The organism is Psychrobacter sp. AOP30-A2-5 (genome assembly GCF_052378115.1).
Classification (GTDB): Bacteria; Pseudomonadota; Gammaproteobacteria; order Pseudomonadales; family Moraxellaceae; genus Psychrobacter.
Map to the genome: position 1 here is coordinate 56,371 of NZ_JBQSXK010000012.1, position 12,319 is coordinate 68,689.

General features: G+C 42.4%; 11 protein-coding genes. 4 read left to right on the plus strand and 7 right to left on the minus strand.

The window, feature by feature from the left end:
• The first annotated feature begins 35 nt into the window (after nucleotides 1–35).
• The 4 genes from ACT3S4_RS09710 to ACT3S4_RS09725 all read left to right on the plus strand — a co-directional run bounded on the left by ACT3S4_RS09710 (nucleotide 36) and on the right by ACT3S4_RS09725 (nucleotide 5,415).
• On the plus strand, nucleotides 36–425 hold the full coding sequence (locus ACT3S4_RS09710; protein WP_045451983.1) for a DUF2237 family protein: 390 nt from the start codon (nucleotides 36–38) through the stop codon (nucleotides 423–425).
• Between the two features lie 74 nt (nucleotides 426–499).
• The gene (corA, locus tag ACT3S4_RS09715; protein ID WP_193007512.1) at nucleotides 500–1,714 is read left to right on the plus strand and encodes a magnesium/cobalt transporter CorA; all 1,215 of its coding nucleotides are present in this window, start codon (nucleotides 500–502) and stop codon (nucleotides 1,712–1,714) included.
• 290 nt (nucleotides 1,715–2,004) lie between these two features.
• Entirely contained in the window at nucleotides 2,005–3,714 is a 1,710-nt protein-coding gene (locus ACT3S4_RS09720) for a chromosome condensation regulator RCC1 (protein ID WP_443518027.1), read from the plus strand.
• 324 nt (nucleotides 3,715–4,038) lie between these two features.
• On the plus strand, nucleotides 4,039–5,415 hold the full coding sequence (locus ACT3S4_RS09725) for a di-heme oxidoredictase family protein (protein ID WP_201559929.1): 1,377 nt from the start codon (nucleotides 4,039–4,041) through the stop codon (nucleotides 5,413–5,415).
• Nucleotides 5,416–5,497: 82 nt separating this feature from the next.
• Here the strand turns inward: ACT3S4_RS09725 and ACT3S4_RS09730 are convergent, their stop codons facing one another.
• The 7 genes from ACT3S4_RS09730 to ACT3S4_RS09760 form a co-directional block, all read right to left on the minus strand.
• Entirely contained in the window at nucleotides 5,498–6,016 is a 519-nt protein-coding gene (locus ACT3S4_RS09730; protein ID WP_045451736.1) for a phosphate-starvation-inducible protein PsiE, read from the minus strand.
• 99 nt (nucleotides 6,017–6,115) lie between these two features.
• Nucleotides 6,116–6,994, minus strand: a complete 879-nt coding sequence (gene folD / locus ACT3S4_RS09735) for a bifunctional methylenetetrahydrofolate dehydrogenase/methenyltetrahydrofolate cyclohydrolase FolD (RefSeq protein WP_193007509.1) — start codon at nucleotides 6,992–6,994, stop codon at nucleotides 6,116–6,118.
• A gap of 311 nt (nucleotides 6,995–7,305) precedes the next feature.
• A complete protein-coding gene (locus ACT3S4_RS09740) occupies nucleotides 7,306–8,505 on the minus strand; it encodes a DegT/DnrJ/EryC1/StrS family aminotransferase (RefSeq protein ID WP_443563892.1) in 1,200 nt (399 codons plus the stop codon).
• A gap of 10 nt (nucleotides 8,506–8,515) precedes the next feature.
• Nucleotides 8,516–9,127, minus strand: a complete 612-nt coding sequence (locus ACT3S4_RS09745) for a sugar transferase (protein ID WP_198330085.1) — start codon at nucleotides 9,125–9,127, stop codon at nucleotides 8,516–8,518.
• Nucleotides 9,124–10,293, minus strand: coding sequence for a glycosyltransferase (locus tag ACT3S4_RS09750; protein WP_443563891.1), 1,170 nt, complete (start codon nucleotides 10,291–10,293; stop codon nucleotides 9,124–9,126). Before ACT3S4_RS09750 ends, ACT3S4_RS09745 begins: the two co-directional genes overlap by 4 nt.
• A 56-nt stretch (nucleotides 10,294–10,349) precedes the next feature.
• A complete protein-coding gene (locus ACT3S4_RS09755; RefSeq protein ID WP_443563890.1) occupies nucleotides 10,350–11,213 on the minus strand; it encodes a glycosyltransferase family 2 protein in 864 nt (287 codons plus the stop codon).
• Nucleotides 11,213–12,253 (minus strand): EpsG family protein, encoded by a 1,041-nt coding sequence (locus ACT3S4_RS09760; protein ID WP_443563889.1) that lies wholly within the window; start codon nucleotides 12,251–12,253, stop codon nucleotides 11,213–11,215. Before ACT3S4_RS09760 ends, ACT3S4_RS09755 begins: the two co-directional genes overlap by 1 nt.
• Nucleotides 12,254–12,319: the final 66 nt, after the last annotated feature.

The following is a 12,319-nucleotide window of genomic DNA, read 5'->3' on the forward strand; positions in this document are numbered from 1 at the left end:
GGTACACTAAGCCATATTTTTATCTCGGAAGCCTTATGTCATCTGATTACCACCCAAACCCTGCCAACAATCAAGCCAACGTTTTAGGTACGGCACTTGCCAGCTGCTGCTTTGACCCTATTACCGGTTATTACCGCAATGGCTTTTGCCATACTGGCAACCATGACGTCGGTCAGCACACCGTATGCGCCAAGATGACCAGCGAGTTTTTGAACTTTTCTGCCAGTCGCGGCAATGATTTGATTACGCCGCTACCTGAGTATGGATTTTCTGGTCTCAAGCCTGGTGATTATTGGTGCATTTGCGCGTTACGCTGGGTTGAAGCTTTGGACTTTGATATTGCCCCGCAAATCAAACTAGAAGCTTGCCACGAAAGCTTATTGAGCTTGGTCGATATTGATACTTTGAAAAGTTACGCCCTTTAATAACGATCATTATTAACAACAATCATTATAAGTTCTGATTGTGACACGTTTTTTACTTTATAAAGGGAGGGTGTATGGAAAACAATAACGACCAGTTGATCAAAAAAACCGCGCGTATTGCACCTAACTCTAATATCAATCGTATTTACGCCGATATGAATGAGGAACATCTCTATCTAGACAATGACGACAGCTATATCTATGGCGATGCTGATACCACCACTGAGGACACCATCGAGACCATGACGGTCTACGATCCTGACTCTGAACGCTATGAGGATATTGACTCTTCCAGTGCCGATGAAGTCGTCAATTGCTATGCTTATTCACGTAAGACCGGTGAAAATCTCGATAAATTAGCGCTAAACGATGTTAGTCGTGCCTTAAATAATAATGGTCAGTTTATTTGGCTTGGTCTCTATGATCCAAGCCTAGAAACCATGGTCAAAGTCAAAGAAGCCTTTGGACTACATGAACTGGCAATCGAAGATGCATTTGCCGATCACCAGCGTGCCAAAGTCGAGAACTATGACAATGACATGGTGTTTGTGGTATTGCGTACCGCTAAGCTTGAGGACAATGTCATTCGCTATGGCACCACCGCGATATTTATGGGCAAAAACTACCTGATTACCATCCGTAATGGTCCATCAAACTCCTACGCACCTGTCCGTGAGCATTGTCATCGTCGCCCTGAAAAGCTGCGTATGGGGCCTATATTTGTACTGCATGCTATTCTCGATTTTATCGTGGATAATTATATGCCGATTACCGATCGTTTAGGTCGCTATTTGCGTGAGCAAGAACGTTACGTGTTTACCTATGAGTTTGATAAAGGTACATTAAAAAACCTTTATGAGCTCAAATCGCAACTCGTACATATGCGGGCGATTATTTTACCAGTACAGGATATCTGTAGTTTTTTTATCAATCATAAAAAAAGCGAGATGGTCTCTGGGTTTTCTCAGGCCGCTAAGCCCTACTTCCGCGACGTCAATGACCATTTGCTACACTCATTAGACGCCATTAACGGTCTAAACGAGATGCTGAGTGTGGTCATGAATACCTATATGGCCATGGTTAATATGGGACAGAACGAGGTGGTGCGTAAGCTTGCTGCTTGGGCAGGTATTTTAGCTGTACCGACGGCCATTGCGGGTATCTATGGGATGAACTTTGATTTCATGCCCGAGCTGCATTGGCAATATTCCTACTTTGTCATCATGCTCATCATTGGGTCATTATGTGGCTATTTATATTACAACTTTAAAAGGCTTAAATGGCTATAACCAAAATTTATAGTTGCTGTTTCATTTGTAGCCAGCGTTCAGCTTTTAAAAACAGCATCCTTAGTGGTGCTGTTTTTCCACTTTATTATTGATAATAATTCTTATTTGTAATACTATTCACATTTATTATTGCTAAACTCTTGCCGCCATTTCTATTATTCCAATGCCATCATATACGATTGACTCAGTCAATAGCACAAACCCTACACCGTCGGATTTGTATGGGACGGTTTTGTTATTTTACGGCTGGCGTACTGACATATTGTCAATTTGCATCTATCGAGGTTTTTATGCGTTTATCCCGTCTTACTCAAGCTGTCGCGGTCGTTACCGCAGCCTTGATTCTTACTGCTTGTGGCAGTGATTCCGACACAGCCACTGCTATCATAGATGGGACACCGCCACTACTAACCACTGATAGCAACTTTACTGATGGCTATAGCGCGGTTGCAGCGGTATTTGTCTCAGGACAAGTACAAGATAGCAGCGGCGTCAAATCATTGACTTATATGCATAATAACGAATTAGCCCAAGCGCTAACGCTAGATGCTGATGGTTATTTTGATGATCGTATTTTATTAACGCTAGGTAGCAATACCATTGTCTTAGAAGCCACAGACAATGCCGGTAATATCATGCGCTCAACCAAGACCATCTACGTAGGCGATACGATTGCCGCAGGTGGTTCGCATACCGCTGCCCTGCATGATGGTCAGCTATATGGTTGGGGTCGCAACAACTATGGTCAGACAGGACTCGGTCTGACCACAAAAATCAGCGATATTATGGGACATCCAGACACGCCGATGCTAATGAACAGCGCACCAAAAGATTTGCTATCTATTGGCTTTAATCAAAATCATTCACTCGCTATTGCTCAAAATGGTCAAGTTTATAGTTGGGGTGAAGACAAATACGGGCAGCTGGGTCGCGGTGATGGGGGTCGTAATGACTGTAGCAAGACTGCAGACTGCCGTTTGGATATCAGCACGATCGAAGGTATCGAAAACGCCGTCATGGTCGCACCCGGCTATAGCCATAACTTGGTATTGACCGAAGAGGGTACGGTTTGGACCTTTGGTGCCAATGGGTATGGTCAACTTGGTAATAATACCAGCACCGATAGCAGCACCCCTGTTAAAGTTGACTTTACAGCAGCCACAGAGGCAGGACATATCGTGCAGGTGGCTGTCAGTGGCAATAGCTCTTATGCCTTAGATGACAAAGGTCAGGTTTGGGGTTGGGGCAGCGATGCTTACGCCAATCTTGGCAAAGGCAAAGTCTGTAACACTACAACCAACTGTATCAACGTCAATGCAACCCCTGTACGTATTCATGTCATTAATGAAACGATTAATAACGCCATTACTGCTAAGACAGATGACGCCACTCAAAAAGCTGACGACCAACCCGCTATAGATGCAGAAAAAGTGACCCAATTGACGGCTGGCAAAGACCATATCTTAGCATTGACCAATAAAGACGCAGTGTATGGCTGGGGGTTAAATGCCACTAGTCAATTGGGCTACAATGGTGAGACATTTAATGGCAGCGAAAAGGCATGGGCAGATGTCATTACCTCACCGACCAAACTGCCTTGGTTTACAGATAAAGAAGTTCGCCGCGTCTATGCCAATGGCAATGCCAGCTATGCGTTACTGGATAATGTCGCCACTAATAATGGCTCATCAGCAACGGATGGTATTCTCTATGCATGGGGCATGTTTGGGGAGACAAATGGCGCAGGCAAGACCATTTACAACGACCTAGATGAACCAACCAATAAGCTGCCGAATCTAAAGAATATCGATAATATGGCCATGGGTGCCATGCATCTGATTGCTCATGAAAAATCGTTTGACCAAGATAATAATACGCTGAAAGCTGGTCATTTATTTACGTGGGGCTGGAGCTTTGAAGGCTCACTCGGCAACAAAGACACCACTCATATTTGGATGTACAACAACCCTATCCCAGTTGCTTTACCTAGTCAGCTATAAGTGTTTTAAGTATGACGAAGCGAACAGTGCATAGTTGGTTGAATTTCCTATCATAAAATTCTCAAACAAGCAGCCTCGTTTGTGCTGCTTGTTTTAGTCAATACGCCTAACTATTGCGCGGTAGCTTATCGCATAATCCTCAGGATATCCTCAATTAAATCGACATCTCTCTAAATAGGCTGACGATGAAGATACACCCTAACCCCTTATATTCTAGCCATTTCAGGTCAGCCCATGTTCTTACGATCAAACTCGTCAACCATATCAAATTCTTCATTGTATACATTACCTCCCATCATACGTAACACACTACTCAGTGTAAGTATGGCGCTGCTGCTCATTGCTTGTGGTGGTTCAGATGATTCAAATAATTCCAGTAATGATGGCAATACTAACGTTCCCAACCCACCCACTACTCCTGACACTCCAGAAATCGATACCAACTGGCAGCCAGCAGGTGGCAGTGCTACGATTGCCGCCAATGGATCACAGCCTTTTTTGCAAATCATGCCCAATCTACCGAGCAGCGCTTTAGGCGGGGTATCACCTGGACGTGAGTTATTTATCACCGAGTGGACACCAGCAAATGAGGGTCGCGTACTGTTCGATGGTGTGGGGCCACTGTTAAATGCCAATGCCTGTACCCAATGCCATAGCGCTGAAGGTCGCAAACCCATTTATGCAGCCAATGGTCAGCTGAGTGATGCGATTTTATTCCGGTTGGGTAATAAGCAAGGCCTGCCACATGCTTATTACGGTGAACAAATGCAGCATCAAAGTATTGCCACAAGTATCAATCCCGAAGGGAGCATACGCTACGCAGCAATGCCCAGTCAAAATGATAAACCTGCTGGCATACAGTTTAGCTTTACTCCAACTGACCTTAATCAACCCTTAGGAAATACAGCGATTAGCGGACGTATCTCACCGCAGCTGGTCGGCATGGGCTTGCTCGACCTGATTCCTGAAGCGAATATCATTGCGGCAGCTGACCCTGATGATAACAATCAAGACGGTATCAGTGGCCGCGTACATTGGGTACAAGATGGCAAACAGCAGCGCATTGGCCGCTTTGGCTGGAAGGCTATTAATACCAGTCTACGTACCCAAAACGCCAATGCCATGTCGCAAGATATGGGTTTGACCACCTCGGTATTTATGGATCCTAACTGTACGGTAAATCAGCCTATTTGTTGGACAGCAGCGAATGGCGGCTCTCCAGAAGTCTCAGACAGCAGTCTAGACGCCGTGACCGATTTTATGACCGCCCTTGCCGTACCTGAAAGGCGAATAGACGATTTATCAGATTTTAATAAAGGAGCGCAACTGTTTGCACAAGTCGGCTGTGCTGGCTGTCATACACCCAAGCAAAAAACAGGCAATAGTGATCGCTTCCCGCTCCTATCACAGCAAAACATTTATCCTTATACTGATTTATTACTGCATGATATGGGCGCTGGACTAGATGACAGCGTAAAAGAGAAAAATGCAGAAAGCTTTGAGTGGCGTACACCGCCATTGTGGGGAATTGGCATTGTGGCACGTGATCCAGAAGCGCGGTTTTTGCATGATGGTCGTGCCAGCAGCTTGACTGAAGCGATACTCTGGCATGGTGGTGAAGCAGAAGGTGCAAAGACGCGCTTTACACAGTTATCCGCCACGCAAAAACAAACATTAATGACCTTCTTAAAGGGCATTTAACGCTCAAACAATAAAATGTGAGATTTAAGAAGGCAAAAAAGGGCTACCAGTGGTAACCCTTTTTTATGCTGCTATTTAATAGTTATTCACGGCGATGCTTGGTATGACTATCAGGCGCTTGAGCATTATCAGGTAACAGCGCTTTAATCGTTAAGTTTGCATGCTGTTTATCTAGATTGTCCTCTGGACGGCCAAACGTTTTTGCTGTCCAAGTTAATACTACGATAGAACCACTCAATAGCATAATGGCCACAGAAATTGTCGCCAGCAGCCATAAATGGAAATAGTCTGAGACTGCCTGTACATCAACCACCAAATGTCGTGACAATGCAGTAATCGCGATAAATATCAAAAACTGTACCGGCAGACGATGGGTTTTAAAATAAATACCTATCATGGCGAGCAGCTCAAGATAAATAAACAACATCAATATGTCTTTTAAATCCGCTGAGCCTTTTTGAACAATACCAACGAACTCTTTACCGGCGGTCCAAACGACAACCACACTGATTAGAAATAAAATAACGTAATGACAGACATCGACAAACTCTCTACCGATACCTTGTAGTCGCTCATGAACACCTACGTTTTTTTTAGCCATGTTTAGGTCCTATCAACTGAGATGTGGTTGATTTAGCCTGAGTATATATTACCTCAGGCCCCTTATTTATCGGCAATCAGTATTCGTATGACTCTCTTTTTAGCCGATATTCAAACCGGCAGATTTTTCAGCAGCATCAACCGTTTGGCGAATAAGGGTATTAATGGTCATTGGACCCACGCCGCCCGGTACAGGCGTATAAGCACTGGCGATGTTTTCAACACCTTGCAACTCAATATCACCGACGCCGCCATTATCCGTTGGATGAAAGCCTGCATCGATAACCACAGCGCCCGCTTTGATCCACTCCGCTTTAATCAATTCTGGCACGCCCACTGCCCCAACCACGATATCCGCACGCTTAATATGAGACTCTAAATCTTGCGTTCTTGAATGGCAAATCGTTACGGTGCAGTTGGCATTCAATAGCATCATCGCCATTGGTTTACCCAAGATGGCACTGCGACCTACAACTACGGCTTCCTTACCAGCAAGCTCGATATTATGATGCTCTAATAAGTGCATGATGCCTTGCGGGGTACATGAACCATAAGCGCTCTGCTGCATCGCCATACGACCAAAGCCAAGACAGGTCACACCATCGACGTCTTTTGCCAAGTTAATCTGCTCAAAGCAAGCACGCTCATCGATATGTGCAGGCACTGGATGTTGTAGCAAGATACCATGGACGTCTGGATTGCTATTAAGCTCATCTATTTTTGCCATCAGCTCTTCAGTGGTTGTCGCACTTGGCATCTCAACGCGTATAGAATCCATGCCGACACGTTTACAAGCATTACCTTTCATACGTACATAAGTCGCAGAAGCGGGATCGTCGCCGACCAATATCGTCGCTAAGCTTGGGGTACGTCCTGTTTTAGCTTTAATAGCGTCTACACGCGTACTCAGTTGCTGTTCTATTTGTTTAGCAAGTGCTTTACCGTCCAAAACGGTAGCAGATCCTTGGGCAGTTGACATAGTAACTCCAATAGAGGGTGCGATAAAAAAAAGAAAGACAGCGCCCGCAACTACTTGCATGCCTGTCTTATGCTTGATCAATGTATGATTAAGACTGATATTGTACCTGTCTGGGCTAAAAAATCCTAGCGTGAGATAAGATTTGAATACTTATAAATTTCTATCACTCGCCAATCTAGCAATCTCATGTCATTACCGATGCAACCTTGACAACCTTTACTGTTTTATAAGAAAGTCCAATCAAAAATAAAAACTTATAGCCGCAACCATTTATAAATAATCAACACGCCTTAATAAGCGATATTCTCACATCACTGAATCATTGAAACAAACACGCGATCGATTGCATCTACCGTTTGCGCGATTTCGGCAGTGGTTAAGGTAGGATGAACCAAAAACATTAAGCTGGTCTCTCCCAACTGTTTTGCTATTGGCAGTCTGTTTTCTGGACGCAAGCCTGTATCATCGAATGCTTTTTCTAAATATACCTCTGAGGCAGACCCTGAATAGCAAGGCACGCCTGACGCATTTATTTCTTCAATGATGCGATCACGTGTCCAGCCCTCAGCTAGGTTATGTGGTTGCACATAAACATACAATTTATAATAAGCATGGGTAGAGTTTGGAAACTGATAATCTTGCTCTAATGTCGGCACCGATAGATAGCCTTTTTCTTCCCATTTAGCACATGCCTCTAATATCGCTTGAGCATTAGCACGGCGCTTCGCTATCCAGTCACTCATATGTGCCAATTGAATACGCCCAATCACGCCTTGAATCTCGGTCATGCGCCAGTTGGTGCCAAAGCTCTCATGCAGCCAATTATAGCCGGGCAGCTGCTCGGTCTCATAGACCGCCGCATAGCTTTTGCCATGATCTTTATACGCCCACATTTTTCGCCATAGCTGCTCGTCATCGGTGGTGACCATGCCGCCCTCGCCGCCTGTGGTCATGATCTTATCTTGGCAAAAACTCCACGCGCCAATATGACCGATACTGCCAACGCTACGACCTTTGTAGCGTGCACCATGCGCTTGTGCACAGTCTTCAATGACATATAAATGATGCTGATCTGCCAGTGCCATAATGCCATCCATATCACAGGGCCAACCTGCCAAATGCACACAGACGATGCCTTTGGTTTTGTCCGTCAATACCGCCGCTATCGACTCTGGAGTGATATTCCCTGTCGCCTCATCAACATCCGCAAAAATGGGCGTCGCGCCTGCATTAACCACTGAGGAGATACTGGCAATAAAAGTACGCGGCGTCACGATAACTTCATCACTCACACCTATACCAAGTGCCTGCAATGCCGCGTCCAATGCCAAAGTTCCGTTGCCCAATGCAATCGCGTATTTGCTACCCGCCCAATCAGCGAATTCCTCTTCAAACTGACGGCATTCTTGCCCTGTCCAATAATTGACCTTGTTGGATAGCAATACTTGACTGACCGCATCCGCTTCTTGCTGAGTAAAACTAGGCCAAGGTGAAAAAGGAGTATTTAGCATGCGTTCCTCATCAAAGCGTGTTTTTATCGACGCTATTACCTGTGAATTTACTCATGGTCGCTTCACCATCAGCACTAATGCCATCTTTGATAATGACTTTTTTTACTGTTTTAACCAAGATCATAATGTCTAACCATAATGACTGATGATCGACATACCATGTGTCGAGCGTAAATTTTTCATGCCAACCAATCGTATTGCGACCATTAACTTGTGCATATCCCGTAATACCCGGACGTACGCGGTGGCGACGCGCTTGCTCATCATTATATAGCGGCAGATATTCCATCAATAGTGGTCGCGGCCCCACCAAACTCATATCACCTTTAATCACATTCCATAGTTCAGGCAGCTCATCGAGACTGCTATTACGCAAGGTCTTACCAAATGCCGTCAAACGCTCATCATCCTCTAAAGGATTACCCTCTGTATCGATAGCATCTTTCATCGAGCGAAACTTAATCATCTCAAACGGCTTGCCATTTAGACCAGGGCGAGTTTGTTTAAATATCACTGGTGAGCCTAAGTTTTTTTTGACTTTATAAGCCGTAATAGCATAAACAGGAGATAATATTACCAAGGCCGCTGTGGCCGCCGTGATGTCAAATAGTCGCTTTATCATTTTGCAGCCCGCCTTTTGTCGTTTACGCGGTCATCCCTACTGCGTAAATAAAAACTTAAATAACTTTGCCACAATTGCTTGCGTTCAAAATTTGCAATGGCCCAGTCTCTTGCATCAGGATATCTCTTTTCAAATTCCTTATCAGTAGCAGCAGCACTGATCGCTTCGGCGACAGACGACATATCCTTAAAATTGAATTTTCGACCACTGACCTCTTCTTTGACACTATCCTTTACACCAACGACATCATAGGCAAAAGTTGGAACAGCGCAACTTGCGGCTTCAATAGCGACACTGCCAAACCCTTCACGATAGCTCAAAAACAAATGTAAATCAGCACACTGAAAAACCTCGTGTACATTTGGATTGGCTGGTATATATACACCTCTATTATCTTTTACAATTTTCTCAACGACTACTTTCCCTACGTCGTCTTCACAGTCTCCTATGAACATAAAGTAGACGTTTTCTTCTCTTAGTTTTTCGGATATATACTCAATATCTTTGAAGCCTTTATCATCACAAACTCGTCCTACCACGCAAATCACAAAGGTATTGTCAGGTATCTTGTACTTCTTTCTTAATGCCTCTTTTTCTAGCTGAGCCATAGGTTGCAGCAAATCAGTATCGATGCCGTTAAATGAGCCATTATCAATGACAATTGCCTTGCTTTTTTTGAGAATATTTTCTGCCAAGCATACGCTGAGCAAAGACTCAGAAACAAATAAAACCTCGTGAGATAAGCCAAAACTTAATATATCCAGACCCTGAAACACCCTCTTTTTTAAACCTGAAAAATTCTCATAGGCTCTACCCACGCTAAAAGCAATTCGTCTCTTTTGCAATGTAACAGCACTTGCGATACTCCCTAACAACAAGGCTTTAGGCGTTAAATAAACCACCACATCAAAACGATTCGATAGCATATAACGGGTTAAAAGCGCGAGCGACTGAGCATCTTTAAACAAAGATGGCTTACGCTGAAAATTTAAATTAATCACCTTGCCTATTTTGCGCTCACGTAAAATATCTAACTGCTGTTTATCGCCACCGCAGATTAAGGTGATCTCAACATCCGCATGGTCTCTAATGTATTCAAGCTGATCACGATATAGCACATTAAATGACACCGCATCTGTCATTAGAAAGCATATCTTTAATGTCATTTCAGCACCTCAATATTTTTTTATATTATTTTATCAGTGACATTTTATAAATAATATTATTTAGCACAAATACTATTTATCACTGACTGATGATGACTTCTTAGCGTGTCAGATATTGTTAATTTATTTCTTTTATTGGCTATCTTTTGTAATAATCCTATCGAATCTAAAAAAGTAACTGTTGTCAGTTTTGCTGATAATTTTAAAGAACCTAAATAACTGTTTCCTTTATATTCACAGTACGTTTTAAAACTGTCTTTGTATGATCTGGTTATTTTAGATAGTGATAAATTTCCTTCTTCTCTATAATAGTATAATAAATCGGGCAATACCGCTAAATTTAAATCTTGATTTGAGATAGCTCTACACCACAAATCGTAATCTTCAGACCTTGGATAATTTTCATTATATTTATTTCGTTCATACCAACTCTTTTTTGCCAAAACAGCAGCATGTACAATAGGATAAGCCGCGGCTATTTCTTTAAATTCCGTGTAAATTTGATCGACATGACGACAACCATAAACTTTATTAAAATTATCAATAGACACGACACCTGTAGAAACCAAATCATAATTTGGATTTTTTTCTAAAAAACTTAATTGAATTGCCAGTCTATCTGGATGAATGAGATCATCGGCATCCATGCGCGCTATATAATCATAGTTCGCTTCTTCAATAAGCTGATTTAATCGAGCAGGCAGTTTTTTATTTATACCATCAGCAATGACCCTTATTCTATGATCAGCCTCTTCAAAACGCTTGGCGATGGCCAATGACGCATCAGTAGAGCCATCATCGATTAATATAAGCTCCCATAACTCATGCGTTTGAGCCAATATGGAGTTGATAGCATCTTCCAAGTACGCTTCAGCATTATAAATGGGAATACCAATGGATATATATGTCTGATTTTTCATTAGAAAACCTCAAATATCGGATTGATAATATACGGACTCAAGTTACTAAATCTCGATGTCGTCAAGACAAAATACATGAGAAAAATAATGATACTCGCTATATATAAATAAATATTATTAATCCTTTTTAAAATCATAGGCAGTATCAAAACCAATGTCCATGTAAAATACGCAAGCAGCCTTTGAGGACCTGAAGGACTGGTGCCCAACATCGCTAACGGTATGATAAAAACCACGCCTGATGCATAAAATGTTATTATTTTTTGAAAATCCTTATCTTTAATTTTATACAGATAACTGACCAAGATGATTAAAATCATGATGGCTGTATAAAAACCAAGCGTTAAAAACCCGCCTGCTTCATCGGATGCTTTCGCATAGCCCTCATATCTATCGTTAGTAGAAGAAATATAAGCGACCAATACCCCACTTACTAATAGCGATCCTAAAAATGTTGCCAAAATCTTATATAAGGGTTTTATTCTTAAATTGACGATAAAATAAAATGGAATCATAAATAATGCGGTTACATGGAACAATGAAGCAATTGCACAAATCAGCAGGTATGGAATAAATCGTTTTTCTAACAGATAAGGAATGGCCAAGGTAAAGATCGCCATTGCCAATCCTTGACGCAATCCATTAAAAGAAAAAGTATAAACGCCTAATGTAATAAATAAAAATACGGAAAACCAATAATTGACGCTGTATTTTTTAATCACTCTAAGATAGCAATAGACAATAATTAAACTGGTAATAACAAGCAGCCAAAAATAATGAGTGGTCATACGTAATAACGCATACTCTAATAACTGATAACCGAACTCAATGTCTTCGTTGAACCTAAAGTACTCGGCATTCAATTGACTGTTGAAATTTCTCGTATAGTTTCCTGTATCCGTACCGACTCGGTAGCTACGAAGGCCTGCAAACAATGTCAATATAATTAGCGGCAGCCAAAAAGACGTACGATTGAGAGATTTTTTCTCCAGTACGATCCAAAAAATAACAAGGCTAAGAACCAGCAGGTATGGAAGCATTTAACCCTCTATAAAAGTAAATGTCGTCAATCTTATATAAATCGGATATGGTGGCAGGTTTACACC